This is a genomic window from Sphingopyxis sp. JAI128 (assembly GCF_014207235.1).
Taxonomy (GTDB): Bacteria; Pseudomonadota; Alphaproteobacteria; order Sphingomonadales; family Sphingomonadaceae; genus Sphingopyxis.
Genome location: NZ_JACHDA010000003.1, coordinates 532,138 through 554,205, shown reverse-complemented (window position 1 = coordinate 554,205; position 22,068 = coordinate 532,138). Strand labels below are relative to the sequence as shown.

Below are 22,068 nucleotides of genomic sequence, written 5' to 3'. Positions count from 1 at the left end.
GGACTAAATTACTCTTTTATCAGTAACTTATTGCCGCTCCGCGGCGATGTGTGCCGCGGATATCATGGTTTCTGTCAATCCTCTGACGCGTCCAGTCCTTGAGGATATTGACGCGGATCGCGGCGGCTTCGAGCTGTCCGAGCGTCTTGCCGATCAGTAGCTGCGCACGATGTTCGCTGCCCGCGGGAATCCCTGCGCCGCGAAACAGGATCACCGCGGTAGCCAGTTCCTCGGTCGCCGCGATGATGGCATCGGCGTCATGGCCGTCGAGCGCGTCGACGAGCGCGTCGAGCCGCGATTGCACTTCGTCGAGCATCATTCGGCGCCGCGGCCGTGGAAGTCGAGCATGGCGCTCGCGATGATCGCGGGGTGGACGCTATAATTGCCGCTAGCGATTGCCGAACGCAGCGACGCGACGCGGGCGACGTCGATCGGCGGCGGCTCACTGGCCAAGCTGCCCGTCAGGCGGGTAAGGCGAGCGGCTGGCACGCTGTCCTGCGCCGTATGCACCGGCGCGGCCGCGCGTGCGGCGGGGCTGCCGGCCGCGCCGCGGAGCGGATTCGCGCGGACGATGCCGCCGATTGGGCCGATCTTGCTGTCACCCGACATAATGCCTCCATCCGGCGCCGTCAGAAACGTGGCGACGCGGTTCACGAAGGCTTTAACGGACGCAAGCTGGTGCGATTAAGGCGGATCGCCGCAATAAGGAAAAAGAATGGCCTGGCGCCGCCGGAAAGCCGAGAGCACGAGGCCAATGGTGGGTAAGGTGCAGGAAAAAGCGGAGGTCGAGCCGAGCGATCAGTCGGCGATGCGGGCGCGACCCGCGCCGGTCACGACGGCGCTCAGCATCGATTTCGCGTCGCTGCCACGAAGCGCGATTGTCTCGCCGACGCGGCCATCCTCGTTCGCTACCGCCGAATAGCTGATCGCGAAGCTTTCGGTTTCGATCGTCACGCGAACATTGTCGCCGCGGCGGATCACCGGTGCGCTCGCGGCCGGACGGGCAAAGTTGGCCGCCGTGGGCACGGCGCCGGCCGGGCCGGTCATCGGCACTCGCAACCGCCAGCCGAGCGAGTCGCAGCGGACGGCGAGCGTATGCGCGTCGACGGCGGTTACCGACGCCTGTTCGGGGCAACGCGCCAGCTTGATGCGCCGGTCGATCGGGGTGGCATTGCGGCCGAGGGCGTTGGCAACCATGGCGGTCAGAACATCGATCGTCTGCCAATCCTCATTTGCCTGATGGGCGGGCGCCGGAACGGCGAGGCATGCGCCGATCGCGGCGAGGCTTGTGAGAAATTTGCGCGACAAGGTTCCATCTCCTTAGGTCCAAATGGTTGCCCGCAGGAAAGCAGGAAGCGTGCCAGTCGCGGATTGGCGCGCAGTTCAGGCGCGCTGAACGGATCCTTGTCGGTTTTTTGACGAGCGTCTTCGTATATCGCCTGTGGTGACAGTTAATATACTGAAAATAATGGAGAAATAGTGATTGGCACGCCCATTGCATATTACCTTTGTGTTTCCGCGTATCCGTGGCCGCTCGGTCCGGATCCCGGCGAAAGGCCCCGCCGCCGGATGGGGCAAGGGAAGGAATGAGACGATGGCATCCGAGAAGCTCTTTGGCCTGCACGCAACGGCGCTCCAGCTGCGCAGCCAGCGGATGATGATGCTCGCCTCGAATATAGCGAACGCCGCGACGCCGAATTACAAGGCGCGCGATCTCGACTTCGCCAGGGCGCTCGATCTTGCGCAGCAGGGCGCCTCCACCGAAGGCGCGATTTCGTATCGCGTGCCGGTGCAGGCGTCGCTCGACGGTAACACCGTTGAAATGGCGACCGAGCAGACCGCCTATGCCGAAAATGCGCTCGCCTATCGTTCGAGCCTCGCGTTCCTCAACGGCCGCGTCAACACGTTGACGCGCGCGCTGAAGGGCGAATGACGATGAACGGCAATTTCTCCGTCTTCGACATCAGCGGTCGCGCTATGTCGGCTCAACTCGTCCGCCTGAACGCGACTGCGTCGAATCTTGCCAACGCGGGAACGACTGCTGGCAGCGAGGCCGGCGCATACCGTTCGCTCAAACCCGTCTTTCGCACCCTGATGGACGGCCAGGGCCGCGCGACCGTGGCGGTCGATCAGGTGACGACATCGAAAATGGCGCCGTCGAAGCGCCACGATCCGTCGAACCCGCTCGCCGATGCCGACGGCAACGTCTGGGAGGCCGCAGTCGATAGCGCCGCCGAGATGGTCGAGATGGTCGAGACCGCGCGCCAGTATCAGAACAATGTCCAGGTCCTCGAAACCGCGAAGAGCCTGATCAACGAAACCCTGAGGATGGGACAGTAAGATGAGCGTCAACAGCATCACCAATAACAATCCCGTGATCCACCCCAAGGGCACCAGCCAGCAGATGGACCAGAGCGACTTTCTGCGCCTGATGACCGCGCAGCTGTCGCAGCAGGATCCGTTCAACCCGGTCGATAACCAGCAGATGGTGGCGCAGATGGCGCAATTTTCAAGCCTCGCCGGGATCAGCGAGACCAACACGGTACTTTCACAGATTTCGGAGCAGCTCGCGGCGCAGACCCAGCTACTTCAGGACATCAAGGCCGCACAGCCTTCGACCCCCACCACGCAGGAAGGATAAACCCATGTCATTTTACACTTCGCTTTCGGGCCTCAAGGGCGCGCAGACCGACATGTCGGTCATTTCGAACAATATCGCCAACGCGGGCGCGATCGGCTTCAAGCGCAGCAAGGCGCAGTTCGGCGATATCTTCGCCTCGTCGCCGACGCAGTCGACCAAGATGATCGCGGGGCAGGGCACGCGCCTCAACGGCATCACCCAGCAGTTCACGCAAGGGTCGTACGAAGCGAGCGAAAAGACGCTCGACATGGCGATCGTCGGCGAAGGCATGTTCATCGTGAAGGGCAATCCGCCGACCGAGGCGATCACCTATACGCGCAACGGCTCGTTCGAGCCGACGCCGGACGGCTTTGTCATCGACACGACAGGCGCGAAATTGCAGCTGCTCCCCGTCGATGCCGACGGCAATGTGACGAACAATACGCTCGCCGGCGCCTTCGACATGCAGCTTCCCACGGGCGCCCCGTCGGACCCGACCTCGTCGCTGGTCAATGTGTCGATCGGCCTCGACGGGCTCGTCACCGCGACCTTTGCCAATGGAGAAGATCAGATGCTCGGCAAGGTCGCGATGGCGACCTTCCCGACGATGTCGGGCTTACGTCCGACCGGCGATGCGCACTGGCAGTCGACGGGCGAAAGCGGCCCGCCGACGATCGACGGCCCGACGAGCGGTTCAATGGGCGCGGTCCGCTCGGGCGCGCTCGAACGCTCGAACGTCGATATCACCGAGGAACTGGTAATGCTGATGTCTGCTCAGCGCAATTTCCAGGCCAATGCCAAGGCGATCGAGGGCGCGTCGCAGCTAACCCAGACAATTATCGGCATGCGCTGACGCGGCCTTGACCGCCGCTTACGGGGAGATTTCCTGTGGACCGTCTGATCTATACCAGTCTTGCCGCGATGCGAGGCAGCATGTCGCGGCAGACGGCGATCGCCAACAATCTGGCGAACGCCCAGACGCCGGGCTTTCGCGCCGACATCGCTAACGCGCAGTCTTTGTGGCTCGACAGCGGCGGGCTCGACGCGCGCGCGATGGCATCGGAGGAAGTGCTCGGCGCCGACATGCGCGCCGGTACGGTCACCCAGACAGGCCGCGACCTCGACATCGCGATGCAGGGCGATGCCTTGCTCGTCGTGCAGGCGAAGGACGGTGAAGAGGCCTATACGCGGCGCGGCGATTTGCAGCTTTCGCCGAGCGGCCTCCTCACCACCGGCGACGGCAATCCCGTGCAGGGAACGCAGGGCCCGGTCACGATCCCGCCCGCCGACGCGATCAGCATCGACCAGGAAGGCCGCGTGTGGATCGTGCCGCAGGGCGGCGATCCCGAAAATCCGCAGGAGGTTGACCGGCTCCGCCTCGCGACCCCGACGGGGTCGGACATTGCCAAGGGGCTCGACGGCCTGTTCCGCGTGAAGGGCGGCGGCATATTGCCCGACGATCCTGAAGCGCGGCTGCTTACCCGGTCGATCGAAGGATCGAACGTCACCGCAACCGCCGCGCTCGTCGAGATGATCGAAGCGAGCCGCAGCTGGGATACGCAACTCAAGCTGGTCAGCGACGTGCGCGACATGGACAGCGCGACCGCCAACCTGATGCAGCTCCCCCGTTAAGGAGAATATGACATGAGTATCGGTGCCTTGCACGTCGCGCGGACCGGTCTGGATGCACAAGGCTTCCGGATGCAGGTGATCGCGAACAACCTCGCCAACGTCAATACCACGGGCTTCAAGCGTGACCGCGCGAGCTTCGAAACGCTGAGCTATCAGATGATGACGCAGGCGGGGGCGCCCTCGACTGCGGAAAACCGCTACGCTACCGGGCTCAACCTCGGCACTGGCGTCGCTCTCAACGGCACCGCGCGTATCGACACGCAGGGCACATTCCAGACGACGGGCAACGGGCTCGACGTCGCGATCGACGGCGCCGGCTATTTTCAGGTCGAAATGCCCGACGGGCGTATCGGCTATACCCGCGCGGGCAATTTCGGCCGCTCGCCCGACGGCACGATCGTGACCCCGGACGGCAAGCCGCTGACCCCCGCGATCCAGATTCCCGAAGACGCAAGCAATGTGACGATCGGGCTCGACGGCACCATCTCGGCGACCGCCTCCGACGGCTCCGCGCTCGAACTCGGCCGCATCGAGATTGCGCGCTTCGCGAACCCCGCGGGGCTGCAGGCGATCGGCGGCAACATGCTCGTCGAGACGCAGGCATCGGGTGCTCCGCTAGTCGGCGGCGCTGGCGAGGAAGGTCGCGGTACGCTTCGCGGCGGGATGCTCGAGGGATCGAACGTCAATGTCGTCGAGGAACTCGTCGACATGATTGAGACGCAGCGGGCTTATGAGGTCAATTCGAAGATGATCTCCGCGACCGACGAGATGATGAAAAATGCGTCGCAGACTCTCTAAGCTGGCGCTGCTGGTTTTCGCGCTTGCGCCTGTCGTGGCGCACGCGAAGGACAAGCTGCCCGCCGACGCCTTTTCGGTGTCGATGCCGATGCCGCCGGCGCCGCCGCCGGCGAACGGTTCGATCTTTCAGGGCGCCTATGTGCCGCTGACCTCGGGCGGGCGCGCGGGACAGATCGGCGACATCATCACGATCCAGCTGGTCGAACGCACCGCGGCGACCAAAAGCAACGCCGCCGGCACCCAGCGCGACGGCAGCGTCGGCCTGACGCCGCCGGCCACCGGTCCGCTGTCGCTGTTCAATCCCAGCGATATCGCGATGGGGGGCGGCCAGCAATTCGCCGGCAAGGGCAATGCGTCGCAGTCGAATGCGCTGTCGGGCGAGGTCAGCGTGACCGTCGCCGCCGTTTATCCCAATGGCACGATGCTGGTGAAGGGCGAGAAATTCCTGACGCTCAATCGCGGCGACGAGCATGTCCAGATCTCCGGCATCGTCCGCGCGATCGACATCAGCCCCGATAACCGCATCCTGTCGACCCGCGTCGCCAACGCGCACATTCGCTACGTCGGCAAGGGCGAGATCGCCCGCGCGAGCCGGCAAGGCTGGTTGCAGCGCTTCTTCTCGATCATCAGCCCCTTTTAAACCGAGGAATTTTCCGTGACCCAGCGGCCGACCCTGTTCACCCTGTTTGCGCTCCTGATTGCGAGCTTTGCCCTGGCGGCGCCGGCGCAGGCCGAACGTATCAAGGACATGGGCCAGTTCCAGGGCCTGCGCGCCAACCAGCTCACCGGTTACGGCATCGTCGTCGGCCTCGCGGGGACCGGCGACGACAGCCTCGATTATTCGACGCTCGGCATGAAGGGCGCGGTGTCGCGCTTTGGCCTGACGCTGCCGCCCGGCGTGAACCCGGCGCTCAAAAATGCCGCGGCGGTGATGATCACCGCCGAGCTGCCGCCTTTTGCCAAGCCCGGCCAGCGTCTTGACGTCACCGTGTCGGCGATGGGCAAGGCGAAATCCTTGCGCGGCGGCACGCTCGTGCTCGCGCCGCTTTATGGTGCGGACGGCCAGATTTATGCGATGGTGCAGGGGAATCTGGTCATCGGCGGGCTCGGCGTCGATGCCGCCGACGGGTCGAAGCTGACCGTCAATGTCCCGTCGAGCGGCCGGATCGCCGGCGGCGCGACGGTCGAACGCTCGGTCGATACCGGCTTTGCATCGGCGAGCTACCTGACCTTCAATCTCCATCAGTTCGACGCGACCAATGCGAAGCGCGTCACCGACGCGATCAACGCGGCGATCCCGGGCACCGCGTCGATGATCGACGGCGCCAGCATCGCGATCCGCGCGGCGGGCAATGGCGACGAGCGCATGCGGCTGATGTCGCAGATCGAAAATCTGGGCGTCCAGCGCGCCGAGCCGCCGGCCAAGGTCATCGTCAACGCGCGCACGGGCACCGTCGTCATCAACGGCGCGGTCCGCGTCGGCACGGCGGCGGTCACGCAAGGCAAGCTGAGCGTGTCGATCAAGGAATCGCCCACGGTCGTCCAGCCCGCGCCCTTCAGCCGCGGCCAGACCGCCATCGAACCGTCGAGCGATATCAGCGTCGATGAGGAATATCGCCCGGCGATGCTGGTCAAACCGACCGCTTCGCTTTCCGAACTCGTCGATGCGATCAATCGCATGGGCGTTCCTCCCGGCGACCTTGTCGCCATCCTCGAGGCGCTGAGCCAGGCCGGCGCGCTCACTGCGGAACTGGTGATCATATGACGAGTCCCATTTCTTCGATCGGTGCCTCCCCGACGCCCGCGGCCGCCGGCGGCGGCGACGGCGGGCTGCGCAAGGCCGCCGAGGCGTTCGAGGCCGTGATCCTGCGCCAGCTGATGGCGTCGATGCGGCAGGCGAAGCTTGGCGACGACATTTTCGGGTCGAGCGCGACGGACAATTTTCGCGAGATGGCCGACGCGCGGACCGCCGACAGCCTTGCCGCGATGCGCCAGTTCGGCATCGCCGACCTTGTCGAACGGCAGTTTCGCGGGCGCATCGGCGGAGGCGTGCAATGAGCGACCTGCTCGGTATCGGCTATAGCGGGCTCAAGGCCTATTCGCGCGCGCTGTCGACGATCGGCGACAATATCGCCAACGCCCAGACGCCGGGCTATGCCCGGCGGCGGCTCGAGATGATGGAAGCCGTCGGCGGCGGCAACTCGATTTTCTATCGCGGCAACACCAATCCCGGCGGCGTCGATATCCGCGGCCTCGACCGGTCGGTCGATGCGTGGCTGATCGAGGATTCGCGCATCACATCGGGCGATTCGGGGCGCGCGGCGACGAAGCTCAGCTGGCTCGACAAGGTCGAAGGCGCCTTGAGCGACGAGACGAACGGCATCAAGACGGGCCTCACCAACCTTTATACGACCGCCGACCAGCTGACCGCCGATCCGTCGAACCGGACGCTACGCGCGCAGTTCCTCCAGTCGGCCGACGATATCGCCTCGGGCTTCCGCACCGCGGCGAACCAGCTCGCCAAGATGGGCGAGGGGATCGAAGGCGCCGCCGCGAGCGAAGTCGATAGGTTCAACACCGACCTGGGCGCACTCGAACAGATCAACATCGGGCTGCGCAAGGCGCGACCGGGATCGACCAACGAGGCGAGCCTGCTCGACGAGCGCGACCGGCTGCTCGACAAATTATCGTCGCAGGCGGGCGTCAGCGCGAGTTTCGACAGCAATGGCGCGGTGACGCTGCGCGCCGCCGGATCGGGCGACCTGCTCGTCGGCGGCGGCGTGGTGAACCCGATTTCGGTGACCGCTGCCGCCGACGGACGCCTCGCGTTCAGCATTGGCGGATCGCCGCTCGCCATCTCGACCGGCTCGCTCGGGGGGCTGGCGGAAGGCGCCAACCATGTCGCCGACCAGCGCGTCGCGCTCGACACGATGGCGACCGATTTTGCGGCTCAGCTCAACGCGGCGCACCAGGCCGGGAGCGATGCCAATGGCAATCCGGGCCAGCCGCTTTTCACAGGCACCAGCGCCGCGACCCTGACCGCGACGGCGCTGACGCCCGATCAGGTCGCGGTCGCCGACGCGTCGGGCAGCAACGGCAATATGCTGGCGTTCGGCACGATGCGCGGGGCGAACGACCCCGAGGCGCGCTGGTCGGGCCACATGGCCTCGCAGGCGCAGACGGTGGCGTCGGCGCGCGCGCAGGACGCCGCCGCGGCGACGCGAGCCGACGCTTCGGCGGCCGCGCGCGACGGGGTCAGCCAAGTCGATCTCGACACCGAGGCGGCCGAATTGCTGCGATTCCAGCAAGCCTATTCGGCCGCTGCGCGCACGATCCAGGTCGCACGCGAAACGATGCAGACGCTGCTTAGCTCGCTCTAGGGAAAGGGCCGGATCATGATCAACGCTGTGGGCAACCGGATGACGCGCGAAATTGCGCGCCAACAGAAACTCGCCGACGCGCTCGAGCGGACGCAAATCCAGATCTCGGGCGGCAAGAAACTTCTCCGCATGTCCGACGATCCGGTCGCGGCGCGGCGCATCGCGACGATCGGCACCGCGCAGGCGAGCATGACCGCCTGGTCGGCGAACGTCAATTCGGCCTCGGCGCTGGTGTCGCAGGCCGATGGCGTGATGAAGTCGGCGAGCGACCTGATGGCGCGCGCGCGCGAGCTGACGCTTGCCGCAGCCAGCGATACCGCGAACCCGGCCGACCGCGCGACCATCGCCGCCGAACTGGGGACGATCGCCGACCAGCTCGACGCGCTGGCGGCCACCCGCGATTCGAACGGCGAGCCTGTATTCGCCGCGGGCCCCGCGCGCGTGATGCGCTTCGATTCGGACCTCAGCTTTGCGCCCGTCCCGTCGGCGGCCGATGTGTTCGTCGTCGGCGGCAACAGCCTGTCGACCGGCATTCGCGACGCAGCGGCGGCGGTTGCTGCGAACGACAAGGCCGGGATGAACGCATCGCTCGGCGAGCTCGATACCGCGATCAACCACGTCGCCGACGAACATGCCAAGATCGGCCTGGCGGGCGGCCGGCTCGACCGCATCGGCGACGGCCTTGCGGCGCGCGGGATCACGCTCAAGGACGAGCGCTCGGTGGTCGAAGATACCAATCTCGAAGAGGCGATCGCCCAGCTGCACGCGCAGGATCTGACGCTGCAGGCGGCGCAGGCGGCCTTTGCCAAGATCAACCGGCAGACCTTGTTCGATATTTTGAACTGACGGTCCTCAATCTTGCGGCGCCGCTGCCGTTAATCATCATGACGTCCCTGAGTTTGCGGGGGCCGGTGTCGACAGCCGGGTCCCCAATGGAGTTTCGCGCACATGTTTCCCGCTATCGGCATCGTCGTTCTGATCCTGCTGGTCTTCGGGGGCTTCGCGCTGACCGGGGGCAACCTTGGCCCTGTGATGCACGCGCTGCCGCACGAGATGCTGATCATCGGCGGCGCGGCGATCGGGTCGCTGATCATCGGCAATTCGGGCGCCGACCTGAAGGCGCTCGCCGGCGGGCTCGGCAAGGTGTTCAAGGGGCCGCAGTACAAGAAGCAGGATTATCTCGACTGCATCCTGCTCGTCTCGACGCTGATGAAGATGATGCGCACCGAGGGGCCCGTCGCGGTCGAACCGCATATCGAGGATCCGAAAAGCTCGCCGATATTCCAGCAATATCCTAGGCTGCTCAAGGACGACACGCTCGTCCACCTGATCTGCGACACGCTGCGCCTCGTCGTCGTGTCGTCGGGCACGCTCGACCCGCACGCGGTCGAAGACGTCATGGACAATGCCCTGAAAAACCACCGCCACCATTCGCTGAAACCCGCCGAGGGGCTCCAGAGCCTTGCCGACGCGCTCCCGGCGCTCGGGATCGTCGCGGCGGTGCTCGGCGTCGTCAAGACGATGGGTTCGATCGACAAGCCGCCCGAGATCCTCGGCGCGATGATCGGTTCGGCGCTCGTCGGCACCTTCCTCGGCGTGTTGCTCGCTTACGGCCTTGTCGGGCCGTTCGCGACGCGCGCCAAGACGGTGATCGAAAGCGACGCCGCCATCTATCATACGGTGAAGCAGCTGATCGTCGCCTCGCTCCACGGCCACCCGCAGCCGCTGGTGATCGAGGCCGCGCGCTCGGGTGTCGACCATCATAACCAGCCGAGCTTCGCCGAAGTATTTGATGGTATGCGAGGTCGCTGATGGCTGCGCGTCCCAACACGCCGCCGCGCCCGATCATCGTCAAGAAGATCGTCGAGGAAGCGCATGGCGGTCATCACGGCGGCGCGTGGAAGGTCGCCTATGCCGACTTCGTCACCGCGATGATGGCCTTCTTCCTCCTGATGTGGCTGCTTGGCGCCACGACCGAGAAGCAGCGCAAGGCGCTCGCCGACTATTTCGCGCCGACGATCGTGCAGACGAAAACCGACAGTGCAGGCTCGACGGGATTGTTCGGCGGCGATTCGCTGGTTGCGGCCGACCGCTACCCCCATGGTGCAGCGCAGACGGGCACGCGGGCCATGACGATCCCGCGCGATGCCGTGGGCGGGCCGCGCGAGGCGTCGGGCCGCGAACGCGATGCCGAGTCCAGGAAATTCCGTCTGCTCGCCCAGTCGCTGAAGGACCGCATCAACAGCCAGAGCGAACTCAAGCGGCTCGCGGAGAATCTGCGCTTCACCGAAACGCTGGAGGGGCTGCGCATCGACGTCGTCGACGATGCCGATTTCTCGATGTTCGTCATCGGTACCAGCCAGCTGACGCCTGCCGGCGCGCGCCTGTTCGGCGAAGTTGCGAAGCCGATTGCCGAAGTGAACAACCAGGTGATGATCCGCGGCCACACCGACGCGGCGCCCTGGTCGGCGAAATCGGGGACGAACAATTGGCGGCTGTCGGTCGACCGGGCCGAGGTGACGCGTCATTATCTTGAGTATCGCGGCGTCGCGTCGGGCCGCTTTGCGCGCATCGAGGGCGTCGCCGATCGCGAGCCCTATGTGCCGTCCGACCGATTCGATCCGCGCAACCGCCGCATCTCGATCACGCTGGGTTGGCGGAGCGCTCCCGACAATTAGTGCCAATTTGGCAGCATATCGGATGGTTGGTAACGGAGTTGCGTCCCTAATAGTTCCACTTTGGCAATAACTATTTGTTTTGAAGGGGTTACGGGGATTGGGATAATCTTTTGTTTACCAGTTTCGTCAATTTCCGGGTTCATCGAAAAGGCGCCGAACGGGGGGCGCGGTGGAGACCGAAATGACTGTGGGGCAGAATGAAAACGCGGCGCTCGAAGCGCTGATCATCGGCAGCAGCGACGCCGCGGTGCGGTTACGCGACATGATCCGCCGCGTGGCGCGGTCGAACGCTTCGGTGATGCTCTGCGGCCCGTCGGGCTCGGGCAAGGAACTGGTGGCGCGCGCAATCCACGACGAGGGCGCCCGCGCGGGCAAGGCCTTTTCGGCGATCAATTGCGGCGCGATCCCCGGCGAACTCATCGAATCCGAATTGTTCGGGCATGAAAAGGGCAGCTTCACCGGCGCCCATGCCCGCCGCATCGGTCATTTCGAAGCGAGCGAGGGCGGCACGATCTTCCTCGACGAAATCGGCGACATGCGTTTCGACATGCAGGTCAAGCTGCTCCGCGTGCTCGAGGACCGGACGATCGTCCGTGTCGGCAGTAGCGACGTAAAGGCGGTCGACGTCCGCGTCATTTCGGCCACGCACCAGGATCTGGGCGCCGCGATCGCCGACGGCAAATTCCGCGAAGACCTGTTCTTCCGGCTCGGCGTGGTTGTGCTGCAGGTCCCCAGCCTCGCCAGCCGCGTCGAGGATATCCCCGCGCTGATCCGTCACTTTCAGCGCAAGATGCCGGGCGAGACCAAATGCCGTTTCGACGATGCGGCGATGGCTCTGCTCATGCAGCATGGTTGGCCGGGCAATATTCGCGAACTCCGGAATTTCGTGGAGCGCGCCAGCGTTCTCCATGGCGGCGAAACGCTCGGCATCGACGAGGTCGCCATGCTTTTGAACCCCACCGCAGCGCTGGCGCCGCGGCGGGCTGTCCCCAGCAGCCCCGTCGCGGTGCCGGCCAGCGCGGACGATTTCGCCGCCGCTCCGGTCGCATCGGCCGCCCCGCACGGCAAGACGCCGGCGCCGGGCCGCCCGATCGACCTCAAGCGCGAGATCGAAACGATCGAACTCGAACAGATTCACGTCGCGCTCGACCTCGCCGACGGCATTATTTCGGAAGCCGCGCGCCTGCTGACGCTGAAGCGCACGACGCTGATCGAAAAGATGCGCAAATATGGCGTTCAACAGCAGGCCGCCTGACGGCCGCGCATAGCGTTTTCAGCGAGAGCTGGAAAAAGGGGGCTCTGGTCCGCCCCCGCACCGCCCGGCCGCCCGTCCCCACCCAGGGCGGCCGGGTACCCCATCAGATCGGTCCGGTTGACGGGAAAGCGGGGCTGGCATCGTCAGCCCCGCCCGTTCAGGCGAAGGCGCCGACGCTTTCGATAAATTTGATCACCGAAATCGGCTTCGACACATATGCTTCGGCGCCCGCGGCGCGGATCTGTTCCTCGTCGCCCTTCCCGGCGTAGGCGGTGACCGCCATGATCGGCACCGCGCGCAAGCCGAGGTCGTTTTTCATCTGGCCGATCAGTTCGAGCCCCGACACATGCGGCAGCTGGATGTCCATGATGATCAGGTCGGGCGTGATCTCGCGCGCCTTCGCCAGCGCGTCGCGCCCGTCGCGCACGGGATGGGCGCTATAGCCATGGGCGTTCAACAGGTCGCAGAACAGACGCAGGTTGAGTTCATTATCCTCGACGACCAGGATGGTCTTGCCCATGTGCGTTCCGTTCCCCACCTTGCGTACGCGGCCCGTTTAGGCGAATCGGCCGCACGACACAATTGTATCGCGACGAAGGACTCTCGCTTGCTTGAGGATGATGCTGCGCTGGCGCTTCACGCGCTCGGCTGGATTTTGAGCGACGAACCGCGCGCCGAGCGGTTGCTGGGGCTCACCGGGCTCGCGCCCGACGAATTGCGCGCGTCGCTTGGCGAGCGGGCGACGCTCGCGGCGATCCTCGCTTTCCTCACCGCCCACGAAAACGACCTTGTCGCCTGCGCCGACGCGTTGCAGGTGCCGCCCGCAAATATTGCCGCCGCCGCCCAGAGACTCGAAGGAACGCATGCATGAACCGCCCGCTCGTCATCACCGATTGCGACGAGGTGCTGATGCACATGGTCGTGCCCTTCGCCGAATGGGTCGACGCCGAACATGGCGTGATCTTTCGCATCGAGGACGCCAGTTTCGCCAACGCCCTGAAGCGCAAGGAATGCGGCACACCGTTGGAGGCGGCCGAGGTCTGGCCATTGCTCGACGGTTTTTTCCGCACCGAAATGACGCGGCAATATCCGATCATGGGTGCCTTGACGGCGATGGCGGCGATCGGCGCGGAAGCCGACATCGTCGTCCTGACCAACGTCGGCCCCGAACATCAGCAAGCGCGGATCGACCAGCTCGCGCTCCATGACTTCCACGCGCCGGTCATCGGCAGCCGCGGCGGCAAGGGTGAGCCGGTGCGCCGCCTGATCGACGAATATCGGCCGTCGGTCGCCGTCTTTATCGACGATCTGGCAGGCCATCACCAGTCGGTCGCGCAAGCCGCGCCCGATGTGTGGCGGCTGCACCTTGTCGGCGAGCCGGCGATCGCCGGCAAGATTGCGCCGGCGAAACATGCCCATGCGCGAATCGACGATTGGAAAGCGGCGCAGCGCTGGATATTGGCGCGCCTTGCCGAAAATATTCCCGCCCCGGCCCCCGAGCCGGCCTAGAAAAGGATTTCCCCATGGATATCGCCGCCAAGATCGCCGAACTCGGCCTTGACCTGCCCAAGCCCGCCGCGCCGGTCGCGGCCTATGTGCCCGTCGTCGAGCAGGGGGGGATGCTGTATGTGAGTGGCCAGCTGCCCTTTCGCGACGGGCAGGTCGTCACCGGCCGTCTCGGCGACGATATGGACGTTGCGGGCGGACAGGATGCGGCGCAGCGCGTCGCGCTGATGCTCGTCGCGCAGATCGGGCAGGCGCTGGGCGGCGACTGGTCGCGCGTCGAACGCGTCGTCAAACTGGGCGTGTTCGTCAACAGCGATCCCGGCTTCACCGATCAGGCAAAGGTCGCCAACGGGGCGTCGGAATTGTTCGAAACGCTGTTCGGCGAGGCCGGACGCCACGCGCGCGCGGCGGTCGGGGTCGCGGTGCTGCCGCTTGGCGCCGCTGTCGAGGCCGACGCGATCGTCGCGGTGCGCCCGGCTTAAGCCATGGCCGAGGCGGACCCGCCGGCACGCACGATATCGCTCGGTCGCGGCGTCGCTGCGATCGACGCGGCGGCCTGGGACAGGCTGCACGACGGCGGCAACCCGTTCGTGGGTCACGCCTTCCTGTCGTTGCTCGAAGATTCGGGCAGCGTCGGGCCGGGCACCGGCTGGCAGGCGGCGCCACTGATGATCGAGGATGCGGACGGGACGCTTGTCGCCGCCGCGCCCGCCTATCTCAAGTCGCACAGCCAGGGCGAATATGTCTTCGACCACGCCTGGGCCGATGCCTGGGCGCGCGCGGGCGGCGATTATTATCCGAAGCTTCAGATCGCCGTGCCCTTCACCCCGGTGCCGGGGCCGCGCCTGCTGGCGAAGGGCCGGGACGATGCGCTGTTGCTGTTGCGCGCCGCCGAAGCGGTGGTCCGTCAGAACCAGCTGTCGTCGGCGCATGCGACCTTCGTCGCGCCCGACCAGATGCCGCTGTTCGAGGAAGCGGGCTGGCTCGTCCGCCGCGACATCCAGTTTCATTTCGCGAACAAGGGTTATCGCAGTTTCGACGATTTCCTCGCGACGCTGAACTCGCAAAAGCGCAAGCAGTTGCGCAAGGAACGGCGGCGTGCGGTCGAGGGCCTGCGAGTCGAGGAACTAACGGGAGAGGCGATCCGGCCCGACCATTGGGATGCGATGTGGCTCTTTTATCAGGATACCGGCGCGCGCAAATGGGGGCATCCCTATCTGACGCGCGAAGCGTTCGACCTGATGGGCACGGCGATGGCCGATCGGATCATCCTGCTCATCGCCTATGATGGCGACGAGCGGCCGGTCGCGGGCGCGCTGCACTTCCTTGGCGCCGACACGCTCTACGGCCGCTATTGGGGCTGCCTCGCCGAAATCCCCTACCTGCATTTCGAGCTTTGCTATTATCGCGCGATCGACATCGCGATCGAACGCGGCCTGACGCGCGTCGAGGCGGGCGCGCAGGGCGGGCACAAGCTCGCGCGCGGTTACGGCCCCGTCGCGACCTGGTCGGCACATTTCATCGCCGACCCGGGCTTTCGCCGCGCGGTGGCCGATTACCTTCAGCAGGAACGGCAGGCCGAAGACGTCGAAATGGAGTGGCTCGAAGGGCATATGCCCTTCAAGCGGAAGGGCTGAGCCGCCCTTAAATTCCCATTTTTGTCGAGCCCCGCGGCTGCCCTTGGCGGGCGCCCGGGATAAACGTCCGCCCTTGGTGGAAGTCGAGACAGGTCAAACACCGGGCGTCCCAAGAGTGTCTCGACTACGCTCGACACCGACGGGACGAAGGCGCTGTATCAGGCGGCGAACCGCCTAGCGGCCGGACGGCGGGCCGTCTCGTCGAGCCAGGCGCGCGCCTGGCGCTGCGCTTCGGCGATTTCGTCGCGGGTCATTTCGTCGGACAGGTCGGCGCGGCATTGCTGGCCTTCCTTGTTGCCGCCGAGCGCCGCGAGATTGAACCATTTATGCGCCTGGATCAGGTCGACATCGACACCGCCGGTGCCGGTAGAAAATGCGATACCCAGATCGAAATAGGCATTGGCGTCGCCGCGCGCCGCATCGAGCAAACGGCTTTCGATCAGATATTGGGCAGACTTCAGACTGTTAGCCATGATAACCCCCTTTGCCTCCACCCCACATGGAGACCTCGGGACCCAAGTTTGCGGCTTATGGTCAACAAAGCGTTAACGATGATCCGATTTTTTGTGGATTTCGACCGGAACCCTCGGAAATCGTGGGTTTCTGGCGTTAACGCCCGACCGGGTAATTATCGATCAGCCGCGTTTTCCCGATCCGCGCCGCCGCCAGCAGGCGCGCGGGAGCGCGAAAATCGGCCAGCCTTTCGAGGCTGTCGGCGTCGGCGAGCGCGACATAATCGACGCTGTCGAAGCCGCCTTTGACGATCGCCCCTTCGGCCGTCGCCAGCGCGTCGCCGACATCGCCGCCCGCCGCGATCGCTTTTGCCGCCGCCTTCAAGGCGTCGGGAAAGGCGGTTGCCGCGCGGCGCTGTTGGGTCGACAGATAGGCGTTGCGCGACGAGAGCGCGAGGCCATCGCTATCGCGCGCGATCGGCGCGCCCAAGATGTCGATCGCGAAATCGAGATCGCGCGCCATCCGGCGAATGATCGCGAGCTGCTGCCAATCCTTTTCGCCAAAGATCGCTATATCGGGGCGGACCTGGTTGAACAGTTTCGCGACGACGGTCGCGACGCCGTCGAAATGACCGGGCCGCGCCGCGCCGCAATAATCGGCGCCGAGTTCGGCGACCTCGATATGCGTGCTGTGGCCGCCGGGATACATGGTCCCGACATCGGGCGCCCAGACCAGGCTGACCGCCTCCTGCGCGAGCAGCGCCGCGTCGCGCGCCTCGTCGCGCGGATAGGCGGCGAAATCCTCGTTGGGGCCGAATTGCGTCGGATTGACGAAAATCGACACGATCACCTGGTCGGCGACGCGCTTCGCCATGCGGACGAGCGAGAGGTGGCCGTCGTGCAGCGCCCCCATCGTCGGCACCAGTGCGACGCTTTTGCCCCCCTGCTTCAGTGCCGTAACGGCACGGTGCAGCATCGCGATGTCACGGATGATTTGCACGCCCGGTCGCCCTCCGATATTGGCGCGACTATATCATTTCGCGCGCCGGTCGCCCATGCCGCGCCAACAGGAAAATCGCAACGCTCATGACGACGCCCGCACCGCACCGCATCATCTTTGCCAATGAAAAGGGGGGGACGGGGAAATCGACCTGTGCTGTGCACTTCGCTGTGGCTCTGGCGAGCCAGGGATGGCGCGTTGCGGGGATCGATCTCGACCCGCGCCAGCGCACCTTTCACCGCTATCTCGAAAATCGCGAACAGACTGCGAAGCGCCGCGAGATCGCGCTGCCGACGCCGCGCTTCGAAGTGTTCGAAGGATCGACGATCGACGAACTCGACGCACAGGTCGCGCGGCTGGCCGAGGATGCCGATTATCTGATCGCCGACACGCCGGGCCGCGACGATGTCTTTGCGCGCCACCTCGCGACCAGCGCCGACACGCTGGTGACGCCGATCAACGACAGCTTCATCGATTTCGACCTGATCGGACAGGTCGACCCCGAAACCTTCCAGGTCGTCCGCCCCAGCTTCTATTCCGAACTCATCTGGGACACGCGCAAGTCGCGCGCCAAGACCGACGGCCGGACGATCGACTGGATCATCCTGCGCAACCGCCTCCAGCATGTCGACGCGCACAATATGCGCCGCGTCGGCGAAGCGCTGACCCAATTGTCGCGCCGCGTCGGCTTTCGCGTCATCCCGGGGCTCGGCGAGCGTGTCATCTATCGCGAACTTTTCCCGGCCGGCCTTACACTGCTCGACAAGGCGCATCTCGGCGGCATGGGCATCGGTCATGTTGTCGCGCGGCAGGAACTTCGCGAGGCGATGGGCGGGCTGAACCTGCCGGCGCGCGAGCGCCTCCACCCCGACGGCGACCTGTTCGCGGCTGCCTGACCTCGCTCTCTCCCCCAAGAGGATCAACAATGACGCATGATTTCCACCCGACGGTGCTTCGCGAATATGACATTCGCGGTATCGTCGGCGATACGCTGTCCGACGCCGATGCCTATGCCATCGGCCGCAGCTTCGCGACGATGATCCGCAGGGCCGGCGGCAAGTGCGTAGCGGTCGGCTATGATGGCCGCCTGTCGTCGCCGATGCTGGCCGGGGCGCTGATCCGCGGGATCAACGAGGCGGGGATCGACGCGCTGAACGTCGGGCTCGGACCGACGCCGATGCTCTATTACGCGGCGTCAACGGAGCCAGTGGATGGCGGCATACAGATAACCGGCAGCCACAACCCCCCCGACTATAATGGTTTCAAGATGGTGTTTCAGGGGCGTCCCTTCTTCGGCGCCGATATCCTGGCGATCGGCGAAATGGCCGCCGCCGGGGACTGGGATGCCGGAGAGGGCGCCGCCGAAAGCATCGACATCGTCGATGCTTATGTCGATCGCCTCGTCGATGGTTTCGCCGGCGGCGCGTTCCGCATCGGCTGGGACGCCGGCAACGGTGCCGCCGGAAGCGTCATCGAGAAACTGACCGCGCGCCTTCCCGGCGAGCATCATCTTCTTTTTACCGACATCGACGGCCATTTCCCGAACCACCATCCCGATCCCACCGACGAGAAGAACCTTGCCGATCTTCGCAAGCTGGTCGCCGAGAAGAGCCTCGATTTCGGCGTCGCTTTCGATGGAGACGGGGACCGGATCGGCGCGATCGACGGGCAGGGCCGGGTGATCTGGGGCGACCAGCTGCTGCAAATCTATGCTGCCGCGGTGTTGAAGGACATGCCCGGCGCGACGGTGATCGCCGATGTGAAGGCGAGCCAGGCGCTGTTCGACCGCGTCGCCGAGCTTGGCGGGAAGCCCTTGATGTGGAAGACCGGACACAGCCTGATCAAGGCGAAGATGAAGGAAACCGCGAGTCCGCTCGCGGGCGAGATGAGCGGGCATATCTTTTTCGCCGACCGTTATTACGGCTATGACGACGCGCCCTATGCCGCGGTGCGGTTGATCGAGGCGGCGACGAAGCTGGGGCAGAGCGTCACCGAACTGCGCGGCGGCATGGCGCCGATGGTCAACACGCCCGAACTGCGCTTCCAGGTCGAGGAGAGCCGCAAATTCGCCATTGTGGATGAGGTCCTGGAGCGGCTCGCCGCGTCGGGGGCCAAGGTCGACCGCACCGATGGCGCGCGCGTGCTGACCGACGACGGCTGGTGGCTGCTTCGCGCATCGAACACGCAGGACGTGCTTGTCGCGCGCGCCGAGGCGAAGGACGAGGCGGCGCTGGCGCGGCTGCTCGCCGCGATCGACGAACAGCTCGTGCTGTCGGGGATCGTGCGCGGCGAGAGCGTGGGGCATTAACAGGTCCTCCTCTTCGGAAGAGGGGTGGAAAGCGCCCTGCAAAAATCTTGCCAGATTGACGTTCGCTGCGTCGCTGGGGTAACGCCGCCCGACGGCTAGAAACGGAACCGACCGACCCATGACCGACGACGAATCCATCGCTGGCACGCTGGCCGAGGGCGACCATGGCGTCGCCGAGCATCGCGCGCACGTCCGCGAGGACGCCGCCGCGGGCAACGGGCTTGCGGTGATCTCGATCGCCAAAAGCTATGACAAGCGCGTCGTGTTGTCGGACGTGTCGCTGTCGGTCGGCAAGGGCGAGGTCGTCGGTCTGCTCGGCCCGAACGGGGCGGGCAAGACGACCTGTTTCTATTCGATCATGGGACTGGTGAAGCCCGACGCGGGGCGCATCATGCTCGACGGCGCCGATATCACCGCGCTGCCGATGTACCGCCGCGCGATCCTCGGGCTCGGTTATCTGCCGCAGGAAACCTCGATCTTTCGGGGCATGACCGTCGAACAGAATATCGGCGCGGTGCTCGAACTGAGCGAGCCCGACAAGGTCGCGCGCGAGCGGCGGATGGAAGAATTGCTCGACGAATTCGGGCTCACGCGCCTCCGCGATTCGGCGGCGATGGCCCTGTCGGGCGGCGAACGGCGCCGCGCCGAAATCGCGCGCGCGCTCGCGGCCAATCCCTCGATCATGCTGCTCGACGAGCCGTTCGCCGGCATCGATCCGCTGTCGATCAGCGACATCCGCGACCTCGTCGCCGATTTGAAGACGCGCGGCATCGGCGTGCTCATCACCGACCATAATGTGCGCGAGACACTCGACCTCGTCGACCGCGCCTGCATCATCTACGACGGCAAGGTGCTGCTTGCCGGCTCCCCGGCCGAACTCGTCGCCGATCCCGAGGTGCGCCGCCTCTACCTCGGCGAGGGTTTCTCCCTGTGATCGACTAGCCGCCGATGGCGCTCGGTCCGCGTCTCGATCTCCGCCAGTCGCAATCGCTGGTGATGACGCCGCAGCTCCAGCAGGCGATCAAGTTGCTGGCGCTGTCGAACCTCGAACTCGAAACCTATCTGGCAGAGGCGCTCGAAGGCAATCCGTTGCTCGATACGGCGTCGGTCGACAGCGAGGGCAGCGGCGTCAACGAACCCGCGGGCGACGCGCCCGCCGCCGAAGCCGCGTCGCTCGATGCCGATCAGGCGCTGTCCGCCGAGGGCGGGAGTGCGAACGACCTCGACGTCGACCTCGCCGCCGACAGTTTTCATCACGACAGCGCGAGCGACAATATCGGCCTGTCGGGCGGCGGCGAGGATATCGATTTCGACAGCTTCGCCGACCATGAAGGCACGCTGCACGACCATCTGCTCGCGCAGGTCGGCGAACGCTTCGGCGGGATCGAGGCGATCGTCGCGGGGCAGCTCGTCGCGCTGATCGACGAGACGGGCTATCTGCGCGCCGACCTTGCCGAACTCGCCGCACAACTCGGCGTGCCGCTGGCGCTGATCGAAACGGTGCTGGGCGTCGTCCAGACCTTCGACCCGTCGGGCGTGGGCGCGCGCGACCTCGCCGAATGTATCGCGATCCAGGCGCGCGAGGCCGACCGCTACGACCCCGCGATGGCCACGATGATCGCGCATCTCGATCTCGTCGCAAAGGGGGCTTTCCCGCAATTGAAGCGCATCTGCGGCGTCGACGACGAGGATCTCGCCGACATGATTCGCGAACTGCGCGGTTACGACCCAAAGCCGGGGCTGAAATATGGCGGCGAGGGGGCGCCGGCGGTGGTCCCAGACCTTTATATCCGCCAGACGGCAAAGGGCTGGGCGGTCGAGATCAACAACGGCACGCTGCCGCGGCTGCTCGTCAATCGCCGCTATTATACCGAACTGGCCGAGGGGGCGGCGGCGAAGAGCAGGGCGTGGCTGTCCGAACAGCTCGCCGGCGCCAACTGGCTCGTGCGCGCGCTCGACCAGCGCCAGCGCACGATCGTCAAGGTCGCGAGCGAGATCGTGAAGCAGCAGGAGGGGTTTTTCCTGAACGGCGTCGCGCATATGCGACCGCTGACGCTGCGGCAGGTCGCCGAAGCGATCGGCATGCACGAATCGACCGTCAGCCGCGTCACGAGCAACAAATATCTCAGCTGCGCGCGCGGATTGTTCGAACTCAAATATTTCTTCTCGTCGGGGATTTCGGCAACCCAGGGCGACGGCGCCGTGTCGGCCGAGGCGGTGAAGAGCCGGATCAGGGCGATGATCGAGAGCGAGGACGCCAAGGCGATCCTGTCGGACGAGACCATCGCGCAGAAGCTGTCGGCCGAAGGCCACGACATCGCGCGGCGCACAGTGGTCAAATATCGCGAGGCGATGGGCTATGGCTCGTCGGTGCAAAGGCGGCGGCAAAAGGCGCTGGCTGGGTAGATCGGCCCTCGTCATGCCGGACCTGATGCGGGGTCCACGACATGGCCGGGGCGATGGATGCCGGATCAAGTCCGGCATGACGAAATTTGGGGAGTGAACCGGTTGACTTTTCGCCCGCTTCCCCATAGTTGCGCCGCTTCGCGTTACCACGCCCAGATTTACGGAACAGACCCATGAAGATTCGCAACAGCCTGAAGTCGCTGAAGGACCGCCACCGGGATAATCGCGTTATCCGCCGCCGTGGCCGCACCTATGTGATCAACAAGACCAACCGCCGCTTCAAGGCGCGCCAGGGCTGATGGCCCTGTCGGGGCGCTTGCCGCCCCGCGCGCACAATGAAGTCAGCGTAACGCCGTCGGATGCTTCCGGCGGCGCTTTCGCGTGTCTGGAGTAGCC

At 65.5% G+C, this 22,068-nt stretch carries 29 protein-coding genes; 23 read left to right on the top strand and 6 right to left on the bottom strand.

Annotation, left to right across the window (positions count from 1 at the left end):
- Positions 1–19: 19 nt before the first annotated feature.
- The 3 genes from HDC35_RS10075 to HDC35_RS10065 form a co-directional block, all read right to left on the bottom strand.
- The gene (locus HDC35_RS10075; RefSeq protein WP_260397646.1) at positions 20–319 is read right to left on the bottom strand and encodes a hypothetical protein; all 300 of its coding nucleotides are present in this window, start codon (positions 317–319) and stop codon (positions 20–22) included.
- Complete coding sequence (flgM, locus tag HDC35_RS10070) at positions 316–609, bottom strand: flagellar biosynthesis anti-sigma factor FlgM (protein WP_184646224.1); 294 nt, start codon at positions 607–609, stop codon at positions 316–318. Before flgM ends, HDC35_RS10075 begins: the two co-directional genes overlap by 4 nt.
- A 189-nt stretch (positions 610–798) precedes the next feature.
- Positions 799–1,308 (bottom strand): flagella basal body P-ring formation protein FlgA, encoded by a 510-nt coding sequence (locus HDC35_RS10065; protein ID WP_184646221.1) that lies wholly within the window; start codon positions 1,306–1,308, stop codon positions 799–801.
- 286 nt (positions 1,309–1,594) lie between these two features.
- On the opposite strand from HDC35_RS10065, the gene HDC35_RS10060 reads away from it, so the two are divergent.
- The 14 genes from HDC35_RS10060 to HDC35_RS09995 all read left to right on the top strand — a co-directional run bounded on the left by HDC35_RS10060 (position 1,595) and on the right by HDC35_RS09995 (position 12,363).
- Complete coding sequence (locus tag HDC35_RS10060) at positions 1,595–1,933, top strand: flagellar basal body protein (protein ID WP_184646219.1); 339 nt, start codon at positions 1,595–1,597, stop codon at positions 1,931–1,933.
- A complete protein-coding gene (gene flgC, locus HDC35_RS10055) occupies positions 1,930–2,340 on the top strand; it encodes a flagellar basal body rod protein FlgC (protein ID WP_184646217.1) in 411 nt (136 codons plus the stop codon). The genes HDC35_RS10060 and flgC overlap by 4 nt, the downstream gene beginning before the upstream one ends.
- 1 nt (position 2,341) lies before the next feature.
- Entirely contained in the window at positions 2,342–2,641 is a 300-nt protein-coding gene (locus HDC35_RS10050; RefSeq protein WP_184646215.1) for a flagellar hook assembly protein FlgD, read from the top strand.
- 4 nt (positions 2,642–2,645) lie between these two features.
- On the top strand, positions 2,646–3,473 hold the full coding sequence (locus tag HDC35_RS10045; RefSeq protein ID WP_184646213.1) for a flagellar hook-basal body complex protein: 828 nt from the start codon (positions 2,646–2,648) through the stop codon (positions 3,471–3,473).
- 35 nt (positions 3,474–3,508) lie between these two features.
- The gene (gene flgF / locus HDC35_RS10040; RefSeq protein ID WP_184646210.1) at positions 3,509–4,252 is read left to right on the top strand and encodes a flagellar basal-body rod protein FlgF; all 744 of its coding nucleotides are present in this window, start codon (positions 3,509–3,511) and stop codon (positions 4,250–4,252) included.
- 12 nt (positions 4,253–4,264) lie between these two features.
- Positions 4,265–5,050: a flagellar basal-body rod protein FlgG gene (gene flgG / locus HDC35_RS10035; protein ID WP_184646208.1), complete on the top strand. Its 786-nt coding sequence runs from the start codon at positions 4,265–4,267 to the stop codon at positions 5,048–5,050.
- Positions 5,031–5,690, top strand: coding sequence for a flagellar basal body L-ring protein FlgH (locus tag HDC35_RS10030; protein ID WP_184646206.1), 660 nt, complete (start codon positions 5,031–5,033; stop codon positions 5,688–5,690). The genes flgG and HDC35_RS10030 overlap by 20 nt, the downstream gene beginning before the upstream one ends.
- Positions 5,691–5,705: 15 nt before the next feature.
- Positions 5,706–6,815 (top strand): flagellar basal body P-ring protein FlgI, encoded by a 1,110-nt coding sequence (locus tag HDC35_RS10025; protein WP_409437943.1) that lies wholly within the window; start codon positions 5,706–5,708, stop codon positions 6,813–6,815.
- Positions 6,812–7,108, top strand: a complete 297-nt coding sequence (locus HDC35_RS10020) for a rod-binding protein (RefSeq protein ID WP_184646204.1) — start codon at positions 6,812–6,814, stop codon at positions 7,106–7,108. The genes HDC35_RS10025 and HDC35_RS10020 overlap by 4 nt, the downstream gene beginning before the upstream one ends.
- Positions 7,105–8,430 carry a flagellar hook-associated protein FlgK gene (gene flgK, locus HDC35_RS10015; protein ID WP_184646202.1) on the top strand — a complete coding sequence of 442 codons (1,326 nt, stop codon included), beginning with the start codon at positions 7,105–7,107 and terminating at the stop codon, positions 8,428–8,430. Before HDC35_RS10020 ends, flgK begins: the two co-directional genes overlap by 4 nt.
- Positions 8,431–8,445: 15 nt before the next feature.
- On the top strand, positions 8,446–9,276 hold the full coding sequence (locus HDC35_RS10010; protein WP_184646200.1) for a flagellin: 831 nt from the start codon (positions 8,446–8,448) through the stop codon (positions 9,274–9,276).
- Positions 9,277–9,378: 102 nt separating this feature from the next.
- A complete protein-coding gene (gene motA, locus HDC35_RS10005; protein ID WP_184646198.1) occupies positions 9,379–10,242 on the top strand; it encodes a flagellar motor stator protein MotA in 864 nt (287 codons plus the stop codon).
- Positions 10,242–11,108, top strand: coding sequence for a flagellar motor protein MotB (locus HDC35_RS10000; protein ID WP_184646196.1), 867 nt, complete (start codon positions 10,242–10,244; stop codon positions 11,106–11,108). Before motA ends, HDC35_RS10000 begins: the two co-directional genes overlap by 1 nt.
- A 181-nt stretch (positions 11,109–11,289) precedes the next feature.
- The gene (locus HDC35_RS09995) at positions 11,290–12,363 is read left to right on the top strand and encodes a sigma-54-dependent Fis family transcriptional regulator (protein ID WP_184646194.1); all 1,074 of its coding nucleotides are present in this window, start codon (positions 11,290–11,292) and stop codon (positions 12,361–12,363) included.
- 157 nt (positions 12,364–12,520) lie between these two features.
- On the opposite strand, the gene HDC35_RS09990 is transcribed toward HDC35_RS09995, so the two are convergent.
- Positions 12,521–12,883 carry a response regulator gene (locus HDC35_RS09990; protein ID WP_058802627.1) on the bottom strand — a complete coding sequence of 121 codons (363 nt, stop codon included), beginning with the start codon at positions 12,881–12,883 and terminating at the stop codon, positions 12,521–12,523.
- An 87-nt stretch (positions 12,884–12,970) separates the two neighbouring features.
- Between HDC35_RS09990 and HDC35_RS09985 the strand changes: the two genes are divergently transcribed.
- Genes HDC35_RS09985 through HDC35_RS09970 form a run of 4 tightly spaced genes read left to right on the top strand, consistent with a single transcriptional unit; the run spans position 12,971 to position 15,506 of the window.
- On the top strand, positions 12,971–13,234 hold the full coding sequence (locus tag HDC35_RS09985; RefSeq protein WP_184646192.1) for a DUF3572 family protein: 264 nt from the start codon (positions 12,971–12,973) through the stop codon (positions 13,232–13,234).
- Positions 13,231–13,872 (top strand): HAD family hydrolase, encoded by a 642-nt coding sequence (locus HDC35_RS09980; protein WP_184646190.1) that lies wholly within the window; start codon positions 13,231–13,233, stop codon positions 13,870–13,872. The genes HDC35_RS09985 and HDC35_RS09980 overlap by 4 nt, the downstream gene beginning before the upstream one ends.
- Positions 13,873–13,886: 14 nt before the next feature.
- Complete coding sequence (locus HDC35_RS09975) at positions 13,887–14,351, top strand: RidA family protein (RefSeq protein WP_058802625.1); 465 nt, start codon at positions 13,887–13,889, stop codon at positions 14,349–14,351.
- Positions 14,352–14,354: 3 nt separating this feature from the next.
- Positions 14,355–15,506 (top strand): GNAT family N-acetyltransferase, encoded by a 1,152-nt coding sequence (locus HDC35_RS09970; RefSeq protein ID WP_184646188.1) that lies wholly within the window; start codon positions 14,355–14,357, stop codon positions 15,504–15,506.
- A 158-nt stretch (positions 15,507–15,664) separates the two neighbouring features.
- Here HDC35_RS09970 and HDC35_RS09965 read toward each other — a convergent pair whose 3' ends face one another.
- Together HDC35_RS09965 and panC are read right to left on the bottom strand one after the other, a co-directional pair.
- Entirely contained in the window at positions 15,665–15,979 is a 315-nt protein-coding gene (locus tag HDC35_RS09965; protein ID WP_058802694.1) for a sel1 repeat family protein, read from the bottom strand.
- Positions 15,980–16,115: 136 nt separating this feature from the next.
- Positions 16,116–16,958, bottom strand: a complete 843-nt coding sequence (panC, locus tag HDC35_RS09960; RefSeq protein ID WP_184646186.1) for a pantoate--beta-alanine ligase — start codon at positions 16,956–16,958, stop codon at positions 16,116–16,118.
- Between the two features lie 86 nt (positions 16,959–17,044).
- Here panC and HDC35_RS09955 point away from each other — a divergent pair, with 86 nt between their 5' ends.
- From HDC35_RS09955 to ykgO, 5 genes are all read left to right on the top strand, one after another.
- On the top strand, positions 17,045–17,854 hold the full coding sequence (locus tag HDC35_RS09955) for a division plane positioning ATPase MipZ (protein WP_184646184.1): 810 nt from the start codon (positions 17,045–17,047) through the stop codon (positions 17,852–17,854).
- Positions 17,855–17,883: 29 nt separating this feature from the next.
- Positions 17,884–19,266 (top strand): phosphoglucomutase/phosphomannomutase PgmG, encoded by a 1,383-nt coding sequence (gene pgmG / locus HDC35_RS09950; protein WP_184646182.1) that lies wholly within the window; start codon positions 17,884–17,886, stop codon positions 19,264–19,266.
- 118 nt (positions 19,267–19,384) lie between these two features.
- A complete protein-coding gene (gene lptB, locus HDC35_RS09945) occupies positions 19,385–20,200 on the top strand; it encodes an LPS export ABC transporter ATP-binding protein (protein ID WP_184646180.1) in 816 nt (271 codons plus the stop codon).
- Positions 20,201–20,214: 14 nt separating this feature from the next.
- Positions 20,215–21,672 (top strand): RNA polymerase factor sigma-54, encoded by a 1,458-nt coding sequence (rpoN, locus tag HDC35_RS09940; protein ID WP_184646178.1) that lies wholly within the window; start codon positions 20,215–20,217, stop codon positions 21,670–21,672.
- A 173-nt stretch (positions 21,673–21,845) separates the two neighbouring features.
- Positions 21,846–21,971: a type B 50S ribosomal protein L36 gene (gene ykgO / locus HDC35_RS09935; protein ID WP_003046794.1), complete on the top strand. Its 126-nt coding sequence runs from the start codon at positions 21,846–21,848 to the stop codon at positions 21,969–21,971.
- Positions 21,972–22,068 lie beyond the last annotated feature (97 nt).